Genomic DNA, 19,942 nt, shown 5'->3' on the forward strand with positions numbered 1-19,942 from the left:
GGACCGGCGCGGGTATGCCGGGCCGGATACGGAGTGGGGGCGCCGCCGCGATGTGCAAGGCAACGATCCCTGAACACTGAAATCCGGTAGGGTGATGGAAAACCGCCCGCCAAGCCGCATATTGTCGGCATAGGCCCCGGAGGCAACCATGTTCAGCAAAGACCTCGAGCAGACCATCGGACAGTGCTACAAGCGCGCCCGCGAAGCTCGGCACGAATTCATGACCGTCGAGCACCTGCTGCTCGCGCTGCTCGAAAACCCCTCGGCACAGGCCGTCCTGAAGGCGACCGGCGCGGACGCCAACCGTCTGCGGGCGGACCTGGAACAGGCCATCGAGGCATCGGTCTCGCGGCTGGCGGAGGACGACGGCCGCGACACCCAGCCGACGCTGGGCTTCCAGCGAGTGCTTCAGCGCGCCGTCTACCACGTGCAGTCCTCGGGCAAGAAGGAGGTCACCGGCGCCAACGTGCTGGTCGCGATCTTCGGCGAGAAGGACTCGCACGCGGTGTACTTCCTCAACCAGCAGGACGTCACCCGCCTCGACATCGTCAACTACCTGTCCCACGGCATCGCCAAGCAGGGTGAGGAGAACGAGGCCGGCGGACAGCCGGAGGGCGAGGGCAAGGCCGAGGGGCCGGAAGGCGAGGGCAAGGGCGACGCCCTGACCGAGTTCGCCAGCAACCTGAACGACATGGCGCGCCAGGGCCGGATCGACCCGCTGGTCGGCCGCGGCGACGAGATCGAGCGCACCATCCAGGTCCTGTGCCGGCGCCGCAAGAACAATCCGCTCTACGTCGGCGAGGCCGGGGTGGGCAAGACGGCGCTGGCCGAGGGGCTGGCCAAGCGCATCGTCGAGGGCGAAGTGCCCGACGTGCTGCTGGACGCCGTCATCTACTCGCTGGACCTCGGCGCGCTGGTGGCCGGCACCAAGTACCGCGGCGACTTCGAGAAGCGGCTGAAGGGCGTGCTGGCGGCGATCAAGAAGATCCCCGGCGCCATCCTGTTCGTCGACGAGATCCACACCATCATCGGCGCCGGCTCGGCCAGCGGCGGCACGATGGATGCGTCCAACCTGATCAAGCCGGCGCTGGCGTCGGGCGAGCTGCGCTGCATCGGCTCCACCACGTTCCAGGAATACCGCGGCATCTTCGAGAAGGACCGGGCGCTGGCGCGCCGTTTCCAGAAGATCGACATCGTCGAGCCGACGGTGGGCGAGACCTACGAGATCCTGCAGGGCCTCAAGCCCAAGTACGAATCGCACCACGGCGTGACGTACGCCGACGATGCGCTGCAGGCGGCGGTGGACCTGTCGGTGAAGCACATCGGCGACCGCCTGCTGCCGGACAAGGCGATCGACGTGATCGACGAGGCCGGTGCGCGCCAGCGCCTGTTGCCGGAAGGCACGCGCAAGGAGCTGATCGACGTCGAGGAGATCGAGACCATCGTCGCCAAGATGGCGCGCATTCCGGCCAAGCAGGTGTCCTCGTCCGACAAGGACGTGCTGCAGCACCTGGAGCGCAACCTGAAGATGGTCATCTTCGGGCAGGATCCGGCCATCGAGACGCTGGCTTCGTCCATCAAGCTGGCGCGCAGCGGCCTGGCCAATCCGGAAAAGCCGATCGGCAACTTCCTGTTCGCCGGCCCCACCGGCGTGGGCAAGACCGAAGTGACGAAGCAATTGGCGCTGCAGCTGGGCATCGAACTGGTGCGCTTCGACATGTCCGAGTACATGGAGCCGCATTCGGTCAGCCGCCTGATCGGTGCGCCCCCCGGTTACGTGGGCTTCGACCAGGGCGGCCTGCTGACCGAGAAGATCGTCAAGACGCCGCACTGCGTGTTGCTGCTGGACGAAGTGGAAAAAGCCCACCCGGACATCTTCAACATCCTGCTGCAGGTCATGGACCGCGGCGTGCTGACCGATACCAACGGCCGCGAGGCGAACTTCAAGAACGTCATCCTGGTGATGACCACCAATGCGGGCGCGGCGCAGGCGTCGCGGCGGACCATCGGCTTCATGCAGCAGGACCATTCCACCGACGCGATGGAAGTGATCCGCCGCAGCTTCACGCCGGAGTTTCGTAACCGCCTGGACGCCATCGTGCAGTTCCAGGGGTTGGGCTTCGACCACATCCTGCGCGTGGTGGACAAGTTCGTCATCGAACTGGAGATGCTGCTGCAGGAAAAGCACGTCAGCCTGTCGGCCACGCTGGCGGCGCGCGACTGGCTGGCGCAGCACGGCTTCGATCCGCTGATGGGCGCCCGCCCGATGGCCCGCCTGATCCAGGACAAGGTCAAGCGCCCGCTGGCCGACGAACTGCTGTTCGGCAAGCTGGTCAACGGCGGACGGGTCAGCATCGACGTGCGCGATGGCGAACTGGTGGTGGACGCGCAGGCCGAGCCGGAGCGCTTGCTGCCGGCGACGGTGTGACCCGGCGCGCACGGCATCGCGCCTGCAACGAAAAAGGCGGCCTGCGGGCCGCCTTTTTCTTTTCCCTCCGGGTCTGTCCGTCAGCGCGAGGCGCGCTTCTTGCGGACGGCGAACTCGTCGGCGGTCATGGTTTCCACGGCCCCGACGCGGCAGGTATCGCGCTTGGTCTTCACGCGCGTATCGGCGGCGCACAGGCGGTTGGCCTGGCCCTGGGTGCTGATATCGACGCGGGGCGTGGTCAGGATGGAGTCGCAGCTGTGCTGGAACGACACCCGGTAGTGGTCGCTGCCGTTGCGGAGGAAGAACTGCTGCCCTCCGCCGGCACGCACGATCTCCTGGTCATCGCCCAGGTCGACGCACCCGGTGATGGCGTCTCCCGCGAAGGCGGCGATGGGGGCACTGGCCAATGCCATGGCAAGCAGCAGGCGGGTGGGGCGACGGGAGTTCATGGCGGCTCTCTTCGGGGTCTGCGCCCGGGAGTGGACGCCTCGCCATGCTGGGGCAGCGGTCGCGAGGATGAATCTGCCTGAAGTCGGCGTGACCACCGGCCCGGTGCCTTTGGTCATGCAGGCGGGGGAACGCCCAGAACGCGAAAAGCGGCCATCGGCCGCTTTTCGATCAACCACTTATGAAGATTACTTCATGCGATAGGTGATTCGACCCTTGGTGAGGTCGTAGGGGGTCATTTCGACCTTCACCTTGTCGCCGGTCAGGATGCGGATGTAGTTCTTGCGCATGCGGCCGGAGATGTGGGCGATGATTTCGTGCCCGTTCTCCAGCTTGACCCGGAACATGGTGTTGGGCAGCGTTTCAGCAACGGTGCCCTCGAATTCAATGGAATCGTCTTTCGACATGTAAGCCTATGCTGTGCCGCGAAGGATGGCGGGTGCCATGAAGCCGGGCATTGTACGTCAGATGGGTCCCCGGTGCAAAAATTCCGTTATGCGACCACGGGTTGCGACAGCGAGGCGGCAGGCAGCACGCCGAATCTCTGCGTCCAGCTCCCCTCGGAAGAGGGCAGGTCCACGAGGTCGGCGACCTGTTGCAGGAAGGCCTCGCGGGGCATCAGGCGACCGCCGAGGGAATGCAGGTGGCTGTTCTCGACCTGCGCATCGATCAGCGGCCATCCCCATTCGGACAGGCGCCTCGCCAGCGCTGCCAGCGCCACCTTGGAGCCGCCGGAGCGGCCACTGAACATGCTTTCGCCGAAGAACATCCGGCCGATGGCGACGCCGTAGATGCCGCCGGCCAGCGTGTCGCCTTCAAACACTTCGATCGAATGCGCGTGTCCCTGCCGATGCAGGTCGATGTACGCCTGGCGCATGCCGGAGGTGATCCACGTGCCGTGCTGACCGGGTCGCGGCGATTGCGCACAGGCGGTGATCACCTGTTCGAAGCAGGTGTCCGCGCGCGCCTGCCAATGGCTGTGCTTCAACTGGCGGCGGAAGCGCGAGGACAGGCGCACGCCGTCGGTGCGGAACACCATGCGCGGATCCGGCGACCACCATAGCGGCGGCTGGCCGGAGGAGAACCACGGGAAGATGCCGTGCCGGTAGGCGTTGAGCAGGCGGGGCAGCGAAAGATCGCCGCCGATCGCGAGCAGGCCATCGGGATCGCGCATGGCGGTGCCGGCGGGCGGGAAGGGCGCGTGGGGGTCGGGGGACAGGACGAACGGCCGTTGGCGCATGTCGCGATTGTACGGGCGCTATCCCGGCGCGGATCAGTCGATCCCGTCGCGATGCTTGAACGGTGTGTGGGCTTGCAAGGTGCGGGCATATCGACGCACGGCCACGGCTTCCTCGCCGCACCAGCGCGCCAGTGCCTGCGAGAACTCCGGATGGGCGATCCAGTGTCGCGAATGCACGAAGGTGGGCAGGAACCCGCGCGCGATCTTGTGCTCGCCCTGCGCGCCCGGCTCGAAGACGGCGAGGCCTTCGCGCAGGCAGTAGTCGATCCCCTGGTAGTAGCAGGTCTCGAAATGCAGCCCGGGGATGTTGGCCAGGGCGCCCCAGTAACGGCCGTATAGCGTGTCGCCGCCGCGCAGGCACAGGGCGCCGGCGACGGTGCGGCCGTCGTGATCGGCCAGGAACATCACCAGGTTGCGCGGCATGGCGGTGGCAAGATGCCGCAGAAAGGCGAGGGTCAGCGCCGGCGAGTTGCCGTAATCGTGGAAGGTCTGCAGGTAGAAGCCGAACATGGCCTGCAGGTCCGCGTCGCTGGCCTCGTCGCCGTGCACGGTGCGGACGGTCACGCCGGCCCGCTGCACCTTGGCGCGCTCCTGGCGGATGTTCTTGCGGGCCTTGCGCTCGACGTCGGCAAGGAAGCCGTCGAAATCCTGCCAGTGGCCGGGATTCCGCCAGTGGTACTGCACGTCGATGCGGGGCAGCCACGACGCCGGAAACCCCGCGTCCTCGACGGGCGTCGGGAAGTTGATGTGGGCCGACGACAGCTCCAGCCGGCTGGCTTCGTCCTGTATCGCCGCCAGCAGGCGCAGGCGTGCGGAGTCATCGCGCGCAAGCAGGCGCGGGCCGGTGACCGGCGAATACGGCACGCCGCCCAGCCACTTCGGGTAGTAGCCCAGTCCGTGCTGGGCATAGGCGTGCGCCCAGGCGTGGTCGAACACGAACTCGCCGTGCGAGTTGTCCTTCAGGTAGCCGGGCGCGGCGGCGACCAGTCGCTCTTTTTCCCAAAGCGTCGCGTGGTGCGGTGTCCATCCCCAGTCCTCACGCAGACAGCCATGGGCTTCCAGGCCGTGCAGGAAGGAATGGGATACGAAGGGATTGCTTCCGTCGTGCAGCGCGTCCCACGCAGAGGCTGGGGCCTCGGCCAGCGAGGGAAGGAAGCGGATGTCGGTCATCGGCGGCGGGGCTACGGACGCAGGTCCAGCACGTCGATGGTCGGCGGATTGAACAGCCGCAAGGGCAGGCCCACTTCGCCGGTGCCGACCGTGGTGTACACGCGGACGCGGCCTCGTGGCGTCGCCAGGAACTGTTCGCCCCGGTCGAAGCCGTACCTGCTGGGGATCACGTGCCGGTAAAGCCAGGGGATGCGGATCTGGCCACCGTGCGTGTGGCCTGCCAGTACCAGCGTGGCCAGGTCAGGGCCGAGGTCGATTGCGCTGTCGGGGTTGTGGCTGAGCACGAGCGTGGGGAGGGACGAAGACGGCGCCGCCAGGAACGCCGGATCGTCCTTGTTCGCCCAGCGGTCACCGAGTCCGGCCAGCCGGAAACCACCGAGCCGTACCGTCTTGCCTTCGATCACCTCGACCCGGTGCATTGCCAGCGCGGCGCGCAGCTCCGCGTCGATGTCCGGACCGGGAGCCTGCTGGTCATGATTGCCCAGCACGGCATAGGCCGGCAGGCGGAGTCCGCCGAGCGGCGCGAACATGGCGTCCAGCGACTGGCCATCGGGCTCGTAGGTGAAGTCGCCCGCGATCACCACGGCGTCGGCCTGCAGCGTGTTGATCCGGTCCACCAGGCGCTGCAGATAGGTGCTGTCCTTGTAGACCCCCAGGTGGATGTCGCTGATCAACAGCAGGCGCACGCGCGCGCCGGTGCCCGTGAGTGCGGTCTCCTGCACATGGATGCGTTGCGGTTCGACAAAGCGCGCCCAAGCGAACAGCAGACAGGCCGCGAGCAGCAGTGCGACGAGCCAGCGGCCGCGTCGCTCACGCAGCCGCCAGAGCAGCCAGGCGATGAACGGCCAGACCAGCCAGCTGCCGTAGAACAGGCATTGCTTGATCAGCAGCTTGTCCATGCGGGCAGCGGCAGGGCAGGGATCAGCCGTCCTTGTCCAGGAAGCGCTCGGCATCCAGCGCCGCCATGCAGCCGAAGCCGGCGGAGGTGATGGCCTGGCGGTAGTGCTGGTCGGTGACGTCGCCGGCGGCGAACACGCCGGGGATGGTCGTCGCCGTGGCGTTGCCCTCGATGCCGGAACGGATCTTCAGGTAACCGTTGCTCATGTCCAGCTGGCCCTCGAACAGGCCGGTGTTCGGCGTATGGCCGATGGCCACGAAGAAGCCGTGCACGTCGATGTCGCGCGTGCTGCCGTCCTGCACGGACTTCACCCGGATGCCGGTGACACCGGCCTCGTTGCCCAGCACCTCGTCCACCGTGTGGTGCCACACCGGCTCGATCTTGCCGGCCTGGATCTTGGCGAACAACTTGTCCTGCATGATCTTCTCGGCGCGCAGCGTGTCGCGGCGGTGCACCAGGTAGACCTTGCGGGCGATGTTGGACAGGTACAGCGCCTCTTCCACGGCGGTATTGCCGCCGCCGATCACGGCCACGTCCTGGTCGCGGTAGAAGAAGCCGTCGCAGGTGGCGCAGGCCGATACGCCGCGGCCCTTGAAGGCTTCTTCGGACGGCAGGCCCAAGTACTTGGCGGTGGCGCCGGTGGCGATGATCAGCGCGTCGGCGGTGTATTCGCCGCTGTCGCCGATCAGCTTGAACGGGCGCTGGGACAGGTCGGCCGTGTGGACGTGGTCGAAGATCACTTCGGTCTCGAAGCGCTCGGCATGCGCCTGCATGCGCGCCATCAGGTCCGGGCCCATCAGGCCGTGCGCGTCGCCGGGCCAGTTGTCCACTTCCGTGGTGGTCATCAACTGGCCGCCCTGCTGCAGACCGGTGACCACGACGGGCTTGAGGTTGGCGCGGGCGGCGTAGACGGCCGCGGTCCAGCCGGCGGGGCCGGAGCCCAGGATCAACAGGCGGCAGTGCTTCGAAGTGCTCATGTATACTCGCGAAAAAGGGTGATCGGGCAGGCAACGACACCTTGGCGCATCGTCCGCAGGCACATAGAGTGGCGGTGCGTATCCGGCGAATCAAGGCGCGCAGATGGAAAGCGGTGATGCAGGCCGGGCCCCGGACGGATCGAATCAAGACGCTGCGCGACCGCGCGGCGTTTTTGCTATGAGGTCTTCGATGCCGACTGGCCATGGCCCGCATGGCCTGCTGTTGCAGCGCAGACGATTCGTTTACTATCAATCACTAACAGAAATTTCCTAAGGTCTGGTCCAAAGGTGGCGAAGCAGCTCCCGGACAACGGCAAATCCAAGGGTGGCAATGCGGCCGCGCGCAAGCAGGCGTCGCCGCCGAATCCACGACGTCAGCGCCTGTGGCGCGACCTCGCGCTGATCGCCATCGCGCCGCTGCTGCTGTACCTGCTGGCCAGCCTCTTCACCTTCTCGCCACAGGACCAGAGCTGGTCGCAGTCGGGCAGCCTGACCGCCCCGGTGCACAACATGGGCGGGCTGGCGGGCGCGTATCTGTCGGCCTTGCTGCTGTCGCTGTTCGGCTATGTGGCGTTCGTGCTGCCTTTCATCCTGGGCGCCATCGCGTGGATCGCCCTGTTCGGCCTGGACACCGATGGTGATGGACAGGCGGACCTGGGGCCGGCCTTGCGGCTGATCGGCATGGTGGCCTTCCTCATCTCGTCGACGGGCCTGTTGTTCATGCGCGGCGTGCCCGCCGAGGCGCTCACCGATGGCGCCGGCGGCATCCTCGGCACGCTGGTGGGCAAGTCGCTGCTCAAGCTGTTCGGCGGGCTGGGTGGCAACCTGTTCCTGCTGGTGCTGTTCCTGACCTCGGTGACGCTGGCCACCGGCCTGTCGTGGTTCGCGGTGATGGAGCGCATCGGCAAGTACGTGCTGATGCTGCCCGACCTGTTCCGTCGTGGCAGCCAACAGGCGAACGAGTGGCAGCAGACCCGGGCGATGCGCGAAGAGCGCGAAGTCGTCCGCAAGACCGATGCCGTGCAGCGCGCGAGGCGCGAGCCGGTGAAGATCGAGCCGCCCGCGCCGGCCGTGGTGGAAAAGAGCGAGCGCGCCAAGCGCGAGCAGCAGATCCCGCTGTTCCACGGTACCGGGGGCGACGAATCCGGCCTGCCGCCGCTGTCGCTGCTGGACGATCCCAAACCGCAGACCAAGGGCTATTCGGAAGAAACCCTGGAAACCCTGTCGCGGCAGATCGAGTTCAAGCTCAAGGATTTCCGCATCGACGTGCAGGTGGTCGGCGCCTACCCGGGCCCGGTCATCACGCGTTTCGAGATGGAGCCGGCGCCGGGCGTGAAGGTCAGCCAGATCAGCTCGCTGGACAAGGACATCGCCCGCGGCCTGTCGGTGAAGTCGGTGCGCGTGGTCGACGTGATCCCCGGCAAGTCGGTGATCGGCCTGGAGATCCCCAACACCAGCCGCGAGATGATCTTCCTCTCCGAGCTGCTGCGCTCGAAGGAATACGACAAGTCCGGCAGTCCGCTGACGCTGGCGCTGGGCAAGGACATCGCCGGTCGGCCGACCGTGGCCGACCTGGCCCGCATGCCGCACCTGCTGGTCGCCGGCACCACCGGTTCGGGCAAGTCGGTGGCGGTCAACGCGATGGTGCTGAGCCTGCTGTACAAGGCCTCGCCGAAAGACCTGCGCATGCTGATGATCGACCCGAAGATGCTGGAACTCAGCGTCTACCAGGGCATCCCGCACCTGCTGGCGCCGGTGGTCACCGACATGAAGGAGGCCGCCAACGGCCTGCGCTGGTGCGTGGCGGAGATGGAGCGCCGCTACAAACTGATGAGCGCGGTGGGCGTACGCAACCTGGCCGGCTTCAACAAGAAGGTCAAGGACGCGATGGATGCGGGCCAGCCGCTGATGGACCCGCTGTTCAAGCCCAATCCCGACCTGGCCGAAGCGCCGCGTCCGCTGGAGCCGATGCCGTTCATCGTCATCTTCATCGACGAATTCGCCGACATGATGATGATCGTCGGCAAGAAGGTCGAAGAACTCATCGCCCGCCTGGCACAGAAGGCGCGTGCGGCCGGCATCCATCTGATCCTGGCCACGCAGCGTCCGTCGGTGGACGTCATCACCGGCCTGATCAAGGCCAACATCCCCACGCGCATCGCCTTCCAGGTCAGTTCGAAGATCGACTCTCGCACCATCCTGGACCAGTCCGGCGCGGAAACCCTGCTCGGCCACGGTGACATGCTGTACCTGCCGCCGGGCACGGCCATGCCCGAGCGCATCCACGGCGCCTTCGTCAGCGACGAGGAAGTGCACCGCGTGGTGGAGCACCTCAAGGCCAGCGGCACCGCCGACTACATCGAAGGCGTGCTGGAAGAGATCCAGACCATGGGCGACGGCGTCGTCGTCGGGCCGACCGGCCTGCCGGAGTCCGGCGGCGGTGGCGGCGACGAATCCGATCCGCTGTACGACGAGGCGGTGAAGATCGTCACCGAAAGCCGTCGAGCCTCGATTTCCGGCGTGCAGCGTCGCCTGAAGATCGGCTACAACCGCGCCGCGCGCCTGATCGAAGCGATGGAAGCCGCCGGCGTGGTGACGCCTCCCGAACACAACGGCGATCGCCAGGTGCTCGCGCCCCCGCCGCCGCGCTGAGGCGGGATGCTGTGGGAGCGACGTCAGTCGCGATCGACCTCCTGTAGCGCTTCATCGCGAGTGACGTCGCGCCCGCAGAGGCCGGGCGCCCACCCCCCATTCAGTTTCACCCGGCCACACTTCGCCGCAACGTCCCTCACCCCCGGAACGCACCATGCTCCGTACCGCACGCCTTGCCGTCCTTGCCACCGCCATGCTGGCCACCAGCGCGTTTGCCGGCGCACGCGATGAGCTGAAGACCTTCACCTTCGGCCTGAAGGGTCTGGACGGTCAGTTCACCCAGAAGGTCTATGACGGCGGCGGCAAGCTCAAGGAAACCTCCAACGGCCGCGTCGCGCTGTCGGCGCCGCGCCTGTTCCGCTGGGAATACAAAGCGCCGTACGAGCAGTTGATCGTCGCCGACGGCAAGCAGGTGTGGGTCTACGATCCGGACCTTCAGCAGGCCACGGTGCGCGAGCAGGGCATCGAGGAAGAAAACAGCCCGCTGGCCGCGCTGGTCGACCCGGGCAAGCTGGACCAGCAGTTCAACGTCGCCGAAGCCGCGGGGCAGGGTGGCGTGCAGTGGCTGACGCTGACGCCGAAGCAGGAAGGCGATGCCAGCTTCCAGACCGCGCGGCTTGCCTTTACCGGCGGCACGCTGGTGAAGATGGAAGTGAAGGATGCGGTGGGACAGCGCACCGAGATCAGTTTTGCCGGCTGGAAGCGCAATCCGTCCTTCGCTGCCGGCACTTTCAAGTACGCGCCCGGCAAGGGCGTGGACGTGGTCGGCGGTCCCTGACGTCACCGTCGCGTGCAGGCCCCGGCCGCACGCGACGCTACAATGACGCGTGGCCAGGACACGCACCCCCCTCGAACCGCAGACCGACCTGCTGAGCACGGACAACGACGCGCTGCGGCCGTTGGCCGAGCGCATGCGGCCGCGCACGCTCGACGACATGGTCGGGCAACGGCGCCTGCTGGCACCGGGCAGCGCGTTGCGACGCGCGGTCGAATCCGGTCACGTGCATTCGATGATCCTGTGGGGCCCGCCCGGTTGCGGCAAGACCACCTTATCGCTGCTGCTGGCGCGCTACGCCGATGCCGAATTCAAGGCGATATCGGCGGTGCTGTCGGGCCTGCCCGAGGTACGGCAGGTGCTGGCGGAGGCCGCGCAGCGGTTCGCCGGCGGGCGACGCACGGTGCTGTTCGTCGACGAAGTGCACCGCTTCAACAAGGCGCAGCAGGATGCGTTCCTGCCGCACATCGAACGCGGCACCATCATCTTCGTCGGTGCCACCACGGAAAACCCTTCCTTCGAACTGAACTCCGCGCTGCTGTCGCGCTGCCGTGTGCATGTGATGGAAGCGGTGTCGCCGCAGGACATCCGCCACGCGCTGCGCCTGGCCCTGGCCGATGCAGAGCGTGGGCTCGGCGATCTGGCGCTGGAGGTCGATGACGCGGCGCTGCTGGAGATCTCCACGGCGGCCGACGGTGACGTCCGCCGCGGGCTGACGCTGCTGGAAATCGCGGCGGAACTGGCGGCCGACGAGGGCGGGAAGATTACGCCGCAGACGCTGGCGCAGGTGCTCGCCGATCGCACGCGCCGCTTCGACAAGGGCGGCGAGCAGTTCTACGACCAGATATCGGCGCTGCACAAGTCGGTGCGCAGTTCCAATCCCGATGGCGCGGTCTACTGGCTGGCGCGCATGCTGGACGGTGGCTGCGATCCGGCCTACCTGGCGCGGCGGATGACGCGGATGGCGGTGGAGGACATCGGCCTGGCCGATCCCCGCGCGCTGCAGATGGCGATCGATGCGTGGGACACGTACGAGAGACTCGGCAGTCCCGAGGGTGACCTGGCGCTGGCGCAACTGGTGATCTACCTGGCCAGTACCGCGAAATCCAACGCAGGCTACATGGCGTTCAACGCCGCCAAGGCCGACGTGCGCGAGTACGGTACCCAGGACGTGCCGATGCACCTGCGCAACGCGCCGACCAAGCTGATGAAGTCGCTCGGCTACGGCACCGGCTACCAGTACGACCACGACGCGGAAGGCGGCATCGCGCTGGGCCAGACCGCGTTTCCGGATGCCATGGGCGAGCGTGTGTACTACGCGCCGGTCGAACGCGGGCTGGAAATCAAGCTGAAGGAAAAGCTCGATCGCCTGCGCGCCTCACGCCAGCAGGCACGCGACGCCGTTCGCGACGACTGAACCTTTCGACAGGACACGACGATGCCGGTGCAAGCAGCCGTGTGGTGGCAACAACTGGCGCTGGTGATGGCCGGCGGCGCGCTGGGCGCGGCGATGCGCTTCTGGCTGGGCGGCATGCTGCTGCGGCAGCTCGGCAGCGGATTCCCCTGGGGCACGTTCGCGGTGAACATGATCGGATCGTTCGCTGCCGGCTTCCTTGCGATCTGGCTGGAAGCGCGCGGTCCGTCGGCGATCTACTGGCGCGCGTTCCTGATGGTCGGCGTGCTGGGCGCGCTGACCACGTATTCCGCGCTGATGGTCGAATGCCTGTTGTTCGCGCGATCCGACCGGCAGGGCAGTGCGCTCGGCTATCTCGCCGTCACGCTGGCGCTGGGGCTGCTGCTGGTGTGGCTGGGTGCGCGTGTCGCCGGCGCGGTCCGCGCGCCCACCTGGTAGGGGCAGAACGTCCGCCCATCGCGTGGCCGGCCATGGTGTCCTCTTGTATGACAGTCCCCGGTACCGTGCGGACGAGCGGTCTGCGCCGGAACAAAAATTTAACCTTGCACCGGGTTGGGGCTAACGATTGCCATGCAACCGTGACCCGCGTCGCTTTTTAGGAGCTTCCCCTGGGCTCCGGAGCGGCCACAAGGAGACTCCACATGAGCATTCGCAAGACACTGATCGCATCGGCGGTACTGCTGGCGCTCGGCACGACGGGACAGGCATTCGCGCAACAGACCAACACCGAGAACGGCCGGGGAGATGACATCCTGGTCAACCTCGCGGCGGACATGAGCAACAACAGCACCAACACCGACAATTCCGACAACAGCGACAACTCGGACAACTCCGACAGTTCGGACAACAGCGACAACCGTTCCTACGACGGTGACAACCGCGACAACCGCGGACGCGCCAATGCGGAGGGCTACGGCTCCACCGCGGCGAACAACGGCAGCACCGCGACCTCGACGTTCTCCAACTCGTTCAACCAGAGCAAGGCCGTGGCCGAAACGAAGCTGATCGGCGCCGTTTCGGGCGTGACCGTGCACGACATCGGCAACGTCGCCAAGAACTGGGGCGATGCGAACGGTGGCGACGGCGGCAAGGGCGGCGCGGGCTATGGCGGCAAGGGCTACGGCGGCAGCGCTGCGGGCGGCACCGGCAACGGTGGCGATGGCGGCGACGGCGGCAATGGCGGCAATGGCGGCAGCGGTGGCAACGCCAACAATGGCAGCGCCACGGCGGGCGACTCGTCGAACGGCAGCGCCACCATCGGCGATGCCACCGCAGGCAACGGCGGACGTGGCGGCAATACCGACGACACCCGCGGCGCGAACGGCGGCGATGCCGGCGGCTGGGGCGGCGACGGCGATGCGACGGCCGGCAACGGTCGTGGCCGTGGTGGCGATGCCGGTGGCTGGGGCGGTGACGGCGGCGGCGCGACCGGCGCTTCCGGTGGCGATGCCGGCAGTTCGAGCGGCGATACGGGTTCGATCGCCGGTGCGTCCGGTGGTGATGCCGGTGCGGGCAGCGGCAACGTGCGCGAGCGCGGCGCCGGTGACGGCACTAGCGGCGACGGCACCGCGACCGGTGGCGCAGGCACGTCCGGTGCTGCAACCGCCACGGGCGGCGCCAGCACCGCGACCGCCGGCACGGGAACGTCGGGCGACGCGACCGGCACCGGTGGCGACGGCATGGGCACCGGCGGCGCCGGTTCCGGCACGGGCGGCGACGCCATGGGCAGCGGCGGCGCAGGCTCTGGCACCGGTGGCGCAGGCGGCACGCTGACCGCGACCGCGGGCGACGGCGGTGACGGTGGCGATGCCAGCAACGGCGATGCCAGCAACGGCAGCGCGTCCTCCACCGCCAGCAACGGCGATGCCACGGCCGGCAACGGCGCCAGTGGCGCGGTCGGTGCGACCGGCGGTGCCGGCGGCGTCGGCAACGGCGGCGACGGCATGGGGGGCGACGGCAACGGCGGCGTCGGCAACGGCGCGACCGGTGGTGCCGGTGGCGCAGGTGGTTCCGTCGCGGTCGATGCGGGCGCGTTCGACATGTCCAACAACATGACGAGCGTCGGCCAGTCGGCGGCCGGCATCATGGTGGCCGCGCAGAATAGCGGCATGGCCTCGCTGATCCAGCAGGGCATCACCGTCCAGGCCAACCTGACCGTCGGCCCGTAAGCGCTCCGCCGATGTCCCGGCCGTCTTGGCCGGGACATCCCGCGTGGGCGACGGTGTCCTGCCTGGTGCAGGACACCGCACGGTCGCGTGGCGGACGCATGGCAAGGGAGCAATGACCATGCATACGCACCAACAGACCTGGCTGCGCGTCGCGGCCGGAGGGTGTTTCTTCGTCGCCGTCGGCGCGTGGGCCACCGACGAAGTCGCACATCCCGTCGCCGCCGCAGCCGTATCCGACGTCGCGAACGTCGGCGCAGAACTGCCGGACATCGCGGTCAGCGAGCTCGGACGGGCGGTCGCCATCGAGCGCCTTTCCGTCCTGCGCGGTGGCGACAGCGACGTCTTGGACAATCTGATCGACGTCGACGGTTCCGTCGATGGCAACACGGCGCACCACATCGTCAGCGGTTCCAACAGCATCGCCGACGGCGCCTTCAGCAACGCCAGCGGGATCAACACGGTCATCCAGAACACCGGCAGCAACGTGCTGATCCAGAACGCGATGATCGTGACGGTCGACTTTGCCGGCGGTCCGCAATGAAAGGCGGCGTACGGCGCGCGCATTGGCTGGCGCATGTCGCGCTGGCCTGCGCGTTTGCGACACTGGGCGGGGCTTCGGCCGCGACCAGCGACCTGCGCGTGCCCGGTGGCGCCTACAGCGTCCGCCTGACCAGCCTGAAGGAAGCGCGCTTCAAGACCACGCTGCCGCAGCAGTACGACTTCAGCTGCGGCTCGGCGGCGACGGCGACGCTGCTGACGCACCAGTACGGGCATCCCGTCACCGAGGTGGACGTGTTCGTGCAGATGTACAACAACGGCGACCAGGCGCGCATCCGCAAGGAAGGCTTCTCGCTGCTGGACATGCGTCGCTACCTGCGTTCGAAAGGCTATGAAGCCGATGGCTTCGAGCTGCCGCTGGACAAGCTGCAGCAGGAAAACGTGCCGGCGATCGTGCTGCTCAACGACCGCGGCTACCGGCACTTCGTGGTGGTGAAGGGGCTGCGCGATGGACGCGTGCTGCTCGGCGACCCCGCGCGTGGCACGCGGGCGATGCCGCGCTCGCGCTTCGAGGCGTTGTGGGACAACCGCGTGATGTTCGTGGTGCACAACCAGCGGGAACGTGCCCGCTTCAACCAGGCCAGCGACTGGAAGACCGCACCTCCGGCGCCGCTCGACATGGGAATCCAGCGCGATGGCCTGCGCAACATCACCGTGCCGCGGCGCGGGCCGGGAGACATCTGACATGCATGCCAATCGACATCCGATGGGGCGCGCCATCCTGCTCGCCGTCATCCTGCTGGCGCCTGCCGGCGCACGCGGGCAGGGCGGCGACCTCGGCAGTGAATGGCAGCCGGTGGATCCCGGCCGGCTGGCGCAGATGCGCGGCGGCTTCCAGATGCCGTCCGGCATGATGCTCTCGTTCGGCATCGAGCGCGTGGTGCTGGTCAACGGCGAACTGACCGCGCGCATCGCCGTGCAGATTCCCGATGTGGCGCGGATCACGCCGGAACAGGCGCAGGCCCTGGCCGACTTCAATCGCGGCCTCGTCGTGCAGATCGGCGAGGGCAACCGCTTCGATCCCGCGCAGGCCGCCGGCGGCCTGGTCATCCAGAACACGCTCGATGACCAGGACATCCGCACGCTCACCCGCATCGATGTCGGCGTCGACACGCTGGGCGCCTACCAGAACCTCAACGCCGGCGGCGCATTGACCGATGCGCTGATCCGTGCGCCCGGCGGGCCGTGACGCACGCTTGGCGAACCTCGCACTCGACAAGGGGAAGGACATGAAAGGGACGTCTCTGATGGACGTGGCACCGCTGGCACTGGCGGTCGGGCTGGGCGTGCATGCGGGGCAGGCGACCGCGCAGGAAGTGGCCGCACCCGCGACACCGCCCGCGCCGATCCCGACGCAACCCTACGAGATCACTGCCGATGCGCGGCTGGACGCCCTGCAACGGCAGCTCAACGAGCAGACCCAGCGCCTGCAGCAGATGCGCGAGCTGATGCAGGCACAGGAGCAGCAGATCTTCGGCCTGCAGAATGCGTTGAACGAGGAGATCCTCGCGAATGCGCGCGCACGTGGCGCGCCGGCGCCGGTGATCGTGCCATCGCTGAACCAGGCCCCGACGTTCCGTGATACGCCGGCCGGCGCGCCGGGCTACATCGTCGTCGGTCCGCAGGCTGCATCGGAACGACCGGCACCCTCGGAGGCAACCGTTGCCGCCCATGACGCCACGCAGGTCGCGCAGTCCGGGGCGCCCCGCGGCACCCCGTCGACGGCGAGCGCGCAGGCGCAATCCCCGGCCGCGTCCGGCGGCGACGCGCAGACGCCGCAACGGGTAGGACAGGCGCCGGAGAGCGATTCGCGGCCGCCGGAAGTGGCGCAGATCTTCGACCAGCCCGGCGTGCTGACACCGAAGGGCAAGCTGGTGCTCGAGCCGGCCATCCAGTACGGCTATTCGGCGAACGACCGCGTCGCCCTGGTCGGCTACACCATCATTCCGGCCATCCTGATCGGCCTGATCGATGTGCGCCAGGTCAAGACCACCACCGCGGTCGCCACGCTGACCGGGCGCTACGGACTCAGCCGGCGCATGGAGCTGGAAGCCAAGCTGCCCTACGTCTACATCCACAGCGATACCGTCAGCCGCGAGATCTTCACCGGTTCCGCGCAGGACCGCGTGTTCAATGCGCGCGGCAGCGGCATGGGCGACGTGGAAGTCACCGGGCGCTACCAGCTCAACCGTGGCGGTGCGGACAAGCCGTTCTACATCGCGTGGCTGCGCTACAAGAGCCGCACCGGACGCGATCTGTTCGACGTCACCACCGATTGCGTGACCCGCTGCGTCGCCAATACCACCGGCACCGGCCTGCCGCTGGACCTGCCGACCGGCAGCGGCTTCAATGCGCTGCAACCCGGCATCACCTGGCTGTATCCCTCCGATCCGGTGGTGTTCTTCGGCAGCCTCAGTTATCTGCACAACTTCAAGCGCAGCGACGTGTCGCGGCGCGTGCTGGGCGGGCAGACCGAGTTTCTCGGCGACATCAAGGCCGGCGACATCCTCGGCTTCAACCTGGGCATGGGCCTGGCGCTCAACGAGAAGGCCGCCATCAGCATCGGCTACGACCAGAGCATCGTCGACAAGACCGAGCAGGACGGCGAAGAGGTCGCAGGCGCCGTGCGCACGACGCTGGGCACGCTGCTGCTGGGCGGGACGTACCGCTTCAGCGACCGCATGTCGTTGAACGTCGCACTCGGCGTGGGCGTCACCCGCGACACGCCGGACGTGACCTTCACCGCGCGCCTGCCGATCAACTTCTGACCTGTCAGGTCAGCTGGCCCGGCCCTGCCACCACAGCCACAGCGCCGCCGCGAGCATCAGCCATTCGGTCGCCGCCAGCAGCAGCGTGGTGGATTCCACCGGCCACCAGCGCAGCAGACTGAAGCTGCGGTAGAGCACGATGGGCAGGTACAGCGCGAGCGCCAGCACCAGGCCGGTACGCATCTGCTGGCTCCAGGCAAGCCAAGCGAACAGGAATGCCAGCCCGAGTTGCAGGCCACCGTAGATCGTCAGGTACTCCGTCTGGCCCGAGCGGCTGAGCGTGGTGTAGCCCAGCGCCGTGGCCGTGCGCGCGGGTGCAAGCGTGCACCAGCCCGCGAGCAGCAGGTAAACCACCGCGTTGAGATAGAGATAGGCTGCCGTCATGGGAGGTACCGGAGGGAGGGTCCGGCACATCTCGCACGGCGACAGGTTATGAGCCGGTGAAGTGCGGAAAACCCCGACAACACCGCGCGGCATGCGCCGATCCCCCGCCATCTGCCCGGACCGGATGCTGAGGACTCCTTCCGAAGGAGCCTGCCGTGTCCCGATCCTCCTCCTGCGCATGGCGCATCGTGCTGGCGTGTGTGCTCGTGGCCACCGGCAGCGCCACCTGGGGCAACGATCCCGTCCACAAATGCCGCGGTGCGGACGGGCAGGCGCACTACCAGTCGGCGCCGTGCGCATCCACGCAGCGCACGGAATGGGTACGCGCGTACCCGCCCGATCCGCCGGCTCCCGTCGCCGCCGTGACGTCACCACAGGAAGCGCGCACGGCGCGACGCGCGGAAAGTCCACGCAAGCCAACCCGCAAGGGAGTACGCCGCGCCAGCGCATCGCCGAGCGGCGCGGTGATCTCGATGCATCGCGATGCGGCCGCCTGCGCACGTGCGAAGAAGGCGCGCGACCAGACCTATGCCAGGCTCGGCCTGAAGCGGGACTTCGCGACGAGCCGCAAACTGGACGACCGCGTCAATGCGGCCTGTCGCTGACACTGCAGTTCAGATCGTGCGCGAGAACCGGGTCGCGTCCGCCTCCATCGCTGGCGGCAGGTAACGGTCGAAGCACATGGCGATCACCCGCAGCAGCAGCCGCCCTTTCGGCGTGGCCTGGAAGCCGACCCGCGTGAATGCCAGCAGGCCGTCTTCCGCCAGCGCCTGCAGGCGGGGCAGGGCATCGGCAAAGTACGTGGCAAAGTCGATGCCGAACCGGTTGCCGATGCGCGCATAGTCCAGTCGCCCGTGGCACATCAGTTCCTGGATCACCTCGGCGCGCAGCACGTCGTCGCGATCCAGCGGCATTCCGCGCCAGACCGGCAGCCTGCCGTCGTCGATGGCCCGCTCCCACCCCGGGATGTCGCGCGGGTTCTGGCTGAAACTGTCGCCGACATGGCTGATCGCACTCACGCCGAACCCGACCAGGTCGCTTTCGGCATGGGTGGTGTAGCCCATGAAGTTCCGGTGCAGGTCGCCACGCGCTTGCGCCCGGGCCAGTTCGTCGCCGGGCAGGGCGAAGTGGTCCATGCCGATGTAGACATAGCCGGCCGCGCCCAGGCGTTCGATGGCGCATTGCAGCAGCGCCAGCTTCGTCTCGGCATCCGGCAGGTCTTCCGGCGCGATGCGCTGCTGCGGCTTGAACAGTCGCGGCAGGTGCGCATAGCTGTACACCGCGATGCGGTCCGGGCGCGCGCCCACCACGATGTCCAGTGTCCGCGCGAATCCTTCGCGCGTCTGCCGGGGCAGGCCGTAGATCAGGTCGATGTTGACCGAGCGCATGCCGTGCTCACGGCACGCCGCGATGATGGCCAGCGTCTCGTCGATCCCCTGCAAGCGGTTCACCGCCTTCTGCACCACGGGATCGAAGTCCTGCACGCCCAGACTGGCACGATTGAAACCGATCCGTGCGAGTTCGCCTATGTCCGCCGGCGTCACGAAGCGCGGGTCCAGTTCGATCGAAAAGTCCATCGTGGCGGCCGCCGCGAAACTGAACTGGCTTCGCAGCTCCGCCACGCAGTCCGCGATCTGTGCCGGGGTCAGGAAGTTCGGCGTGCCGCCGCCGAAGTGCAGCTGCACCACCGGCCTGCCGCTGTCGAACAGCGGTGCCATCCGTGCGATTTCACGGTACAGGTAGTCCAGGTACAGCTCGCCGCGCGCTTTGTCGCGGGTGATCACACGGTTGCAGCCACAGTAGAAGCAGGGACTGGTGCAGAACGGGACGTGCACGTACAGCGACAGTGGACGCGGGTGCTCGCGGCGGTTGGTCGCCGATGCATGTTCGCGCAGTTCCTTCGCCCCGAAGCGGTCGCTGAACTGCGGCGCGGTCGGGTAGGACGTGTAGCGCGGCCCCAGCGTGTCGTAACGCCGCAGCAGGTCCGCATCGAACAGCGGGGAAGGAGAGACGATGCCCATGCCGCACAGGCTAGGGCGCCGCTGCCACGGCCGCATTGATCG

At 67.7% G+C, this 19,942-nt stretch carries 19 protein-coding genes; 11 read left to right on the top strand and 8 right to left on the bottom strand.

All coding sequences use genetic code 11. The features are described 5' to 3' along the window. Positions 1 to 148 precede the first annotated feature (148 nt). The gene (gene clpA / locus MMG85_RS00755) at positions 149 to 2,428 is read left to right on the top strand and encodes an ATP-dependent Clp protease ATP-binding subunit ClpA (RefSeq protein WP_241044108.1); all 2,280 of its coding nucleotides are present in this window, start codon (positions 149 to 151) and stop codon (positions 2,426 to 2,428) included. Positions 2,429 to 2,508: 80 nt separating this feature from the next. On the opposite strand, the gene MMG85_RS00760 is transcribed toward clpA, so the two are convergent. The 6 genes from MMG85_RS00760 to trxB all read right to left on the bottom strand — a co-directional run bounded on the left by MMG85_RS00760 (position 2,509) and on the right by trxB (position 7,160). Further along, entirely contained in the window at positions 2,509 to 2,877 is a 369-nt protein-coding gene (locus tag MMG85_RS00760; protein WP_241044110.1) for a hypothetical protein, read from the bottom strand. Positions 2,878 to 3,063: 186 nt separating this feature from the next. Continuing rightward, the gene (gene infA, locus MMG85_RS00765) at positions 3,064 to 3,282 is read right to left on the bottom strand and encodes a translation initiation factor IF-1 (protein ID WP_055943174.1); all 219 of its coding nucleotides are present in this window, start codon (positions 3,280 to 3,282) and stop codon (positions 3,064 to 3,066) included. A gap of 86 nt (positions 3,283 to 3,368) precedes the next feature. Then, a complete protein-coding gene (aat, locus tag MMG85_RS00770) occupies positions 3,369 to 4,115 on the bottom strand; it encodes a leucyl/phenylalanyl-tRNA--protein transferase (protein ID WP_241044111.1) in 747 nt (248 codons plus the stop codon). A gap of 33 nt (positions 4,116 to 4,148) precedes the next feature. Then, positions 4,149 to 5,285, bottom strand: a complete 1,137-nt coding sequence (locus tag MMG85_RS00775; RefSeq protein WP_241044113.1) for a GNAT family N-acetyltransferase — start codon at positions 5,283 to 5,285, stop codon at positions 4,149 to 4,151. A gap of 11 nt (positions 5,286 to 5,296) precedes the next feature. Beyond that, the gene (locus MMG85_RS00780) at positions 5,297 to 6,184 is read right to left on the bottom strand and encodes a metallophosphoesterase (RefSeq protein WP_241044115.1); all 888 of its coding nucleotides are present in this window, start codon (positions 6,182 to 6,184) and stop codon (positions 5,297 to 5,299) included. Between the two features lie 22 nt (positions 6,185 to 6,206). Next, positions 6,207 to 7,160 carry a thioredoxin-disulfide reductase gene (gene trxB, locus MMG85_RS00785; protein WP_241044117.1) on the bottom strand — a complete coding sequence of 318 codons (954 nt, stop codon included), beginning with the start codon at positions 7,158 to 7,160 and terminating at the stop codon, positions 6,207 to 6,209. Positions 7,161 to 7,448: 288 nt separating this feature from the next. Between trxB and MMG85_RS00790 the strand changes: the two genes are divergently transcribed. The 9 genes from MMG85_RS00790 to MMG85_RS00830 all read left to right on the top strand — a co-directional run bounded on the left by MMG85_RS00790 (position 7,449) and on the right by MMG85_RS00830 (position 17,495). Continuing rightward, positions 7,449 to 9,812 (top strand): DNA translocase FtsK 4TM domain-containing protein, encoded by a 2,364-nt coding sequence (locus MMG85_RS00790; protein WP_241044119.1) that lies wholly within the window; start codon positions 7,449 to 7,451, stop codon positions 9,810 to 9,812. Positions 9,813 to 9,966: 154 nt separating this feature from the next. After that, on the top strand, positions 9,967 to 10,590 hold the full coding sequence (gene lolA, locus MMG85_RS00795) for an outer membrane lipoprotein chaperone LolA (protein WP_241044121.1): 624 nt from the start codon (positions 9,967 to 9,969) through the stop codon (positions 10,588 to 10,590). 49 nt (positions 10,591 to 10,639) lie between these two features. Further along, positions 10,640 to 12,004, top strand: a complete 1,365-nt coding sequence (locus MMG85_RS00800) for a replication-associated recombination protein A (RefSeq protein WP_345778827.1) — start codon at positions 10,640 to 10,642, stop codon at positions 12,002 to 12,004. 27 nt (positions 12,005 to 12,031) lie between these two features. Beyond that, positions 12,032 to 12,439, top strand: a complete 408-nt coding sequence (gene crcB / locus MMG85_RS00805) for a fluoride efflux transporter CrcB (protein WP_241044288.1) — start codon at positions 12,032 to 12,034, stop codon at positions 12,437 to 12,439. A gap of 203 nt (positions 12,440 to 12,642) precedes the next feature. Continuing rightward, positions 12,643 to 14,169, top strand: coding sequence for a hypothetical protein (locus tag MMG85_RS00810; protein ID WP_241044123.1), 1,527 nt, complete (start codon positions 12,643 to 12,645; stop codon positions 14,167 to 14,169). A 43-nt stretch (positions 14,170 to 14,212) separates the two neighbouring features. Further along, complete coding sequence (locus tag MMG85_RS00815; protein ID WP_241044125.1) at positions 14,213 to 14,710, top strand: hypothetical protein; 498 nt, start codon at positions 14,213 to 14,215, stop codon at positions 14,708 to 14,710. After that, complete coding sequence (locus MMG85_RS00820) at positions 14,707 to 15,411, top strand: C39 family peptidase (RefSeq protein ID WP_241044127.1); 705 nt, start codon at positions 14,707 to 14,709, stop codon at positions 15,409 to 15,411. The genes MMG85_RS00815 and MMG85_RS00820 overlap by 4 nt, the downstream gene beginning before the upstream one ends. A 1-nt stretch (position 15,412) precedes the next feature. Beyond that, positions 15,413 to 15,916, top strand: a complete 504-nt coding sequence (locus MMG85_RS00825) for a hypothetical protein (protein WP_241044129.1) — start codon at positions 15,413 to 15,415, stop codon at positions 15,914 to 15,916. 40 nt (positions 15,917 to 15,956) lie between these two features. Next, complete coding sequence (locus tag MMG85_RS00830) at positions 15,957 to 17,495, top strand: transporter (RefSeq protein WP_241044130.1); 1,539 nt, start codon at positions 15,957 to 15,959, stop codon at positions 17,493 to 17,495. A 9-nt stretch (positions 17,496 to 17,504) separates the two neighbouring features. Here MMG85_RS00830 and MMG85_RS00835 read toward each other — a convergent pair whose 3' ends face one another. After that, positions 17,505 to 17,879, bottom strand: coding sequence for a DUF4345 domain-containing protein (locus MMG85_RS00835; RefSeq protein WP_241044132.1), 375 nt, complete (start codon positions 17,877 to 17,879; stop codon positions 17,505 to 17,507). Positions 17,880 to 18,034: 155 nt separating this feature from the next. Between MMG85_RS00835 and MMG85_RS00840 the strand changes: the two genes are divergently transcribed. Beyond that, positions 18,035 to 18,484 carry a hypothetical protein gene (locus tag MMG85_RS00840; RefSeq protein WP_241044134.1) on the top strand — a complete coding sequence of 150 codons (450 nt, stop codon included), beginning with the start codon at positions 18,035 to 18,037 and terminating at the stop codon, positions 18,482 to 18,484. A gap of 9 nt (positions 18,485 to 18,493) precedes the next feature. Here the strand turns inward: MMG85_RS00840 and hemN are convergent, their stop codons facing one another. Beyond that, entirely contained in the window at positions 18,494 to 19,900 is a 1,407-nt protein-coding gene (hemN, locus tag MMG85_RS00845; RefSeq protein WP_241044135.1) for an oxygen-independent coproporphyrinogen III oxidase, read from the bottom strand. Positions 19,901 to 19,942 lie beyond the last annotated feature (42 nt).

Source organism: Pseudoxanthomonas sp. LH2527, from assembly GCF_022539275.1.
Lineage (GTDB): Bacteria > Pseudomonadota > Gammaproteobacteria > Xanthomonadales > Xanthomonadaceae > Pseudoxanthomonas_A.

Excerpts from the sequence above, each read along its gene's own strand:
- clpA (WP_241044108.1), top strand. The coding sequence starts at position 149 with ATGTTCAGCAAAGACCTCGAGCAGACCATCGGACAGTGCTACAAGCGC.
- MMG85_RS00760 (WP_241044110.1), bottom strand. The coding sequence starts at position 2,877 with ATGAACTCCCGTCGCCCCACCCGCCTGCTGCTTGCCATGGCATTGGCC.
- infA (WP_055943174.1), bottom strand. The coding sequence starts at position 3,282 with ATGTCGAAAGACGATTCCATTGAATTCGAGGGCACCGTTGCTGAAACG.
- aat (WP_241044111.1), bottom strand. The coding sequence starts at position 4,115 with ATGCGCCAACGGCCGTTCGTCCTGTCCCCCGACCCCCACGCGCCCTTC.
- MMG85_RS00775 (WP_241044113.1), bottom strand. The coding sequence starts at position 5,285 with ATGACCGACATCCGCTTCCTTCCCTCGCTGGCCGAGGCCCCAGCCTCT.
- MMG85_RS00780 (WP_241044115.1), bottom strand. The coding sequence starts at position 6,184 with ATGGACAAGCTGCTGATCAAGCAATGCCTGTTCTACGGCAGCTGGCTG.
- trxB (WP_241044117.1), bottom strand. The coding sequence starts at position 7,160 with ATGAGCACTTCGAAGCACTGCCGCCTGTTGATCCTGGGCTCCGGCCCC.
- lolA (WP_241044121.1), top strand. The coding sequence starts at position 9,967 with ATGCTCCGTACCGCACGCCTTGCCGTCCTTGCCACCGCCATGCTGGCC.
- MMG85_RS00810 (WP_241044123.1), top strand. The coding sequence starts at position 12,643 with ATGAGCATTCGCAAGACACTGATCGCATCGGCGGTACTGCTGGCGCTC.
- MMG85_RS00820 (WP_241044127.1), top strand. The coding sequence starts at position 14,707 with ATGAAAGGCGGCGTACGGCGCGCGCATTGGCTGGCGCATGTCGCGCTG.
- MMG85_RS00825 (WP_241044129.1), top strand. The coding sequence starts at position 15,413 with ATGCATGCCAATCGACATCCGATGGGGCGCGCCATCCTGCTCGCCGTC.
- MMG85_RS00830 (WP_241044130.1), top strand. The coding sequence starts at position 15,957 with ATGAAAGGGACGTCTCTGATGGACGTGGCACCGCTGGCACTGGCGGTC.
- MMG85_RS00835 (WP_241044132.1), bottom strand. The coding sequence starts at position 17,879 with ATGACGGCAGCCTATCTCTATCTCAACGCGGTGGTTTACCTGCTGCTC.
- hemN (WP_241044135.1), bottom strand. The coding sequence starts at position 19,900 with ATGGGCATCGTCTCTCCTTCCCCGCTGTTCGATGCGGACCTGCTGCGG.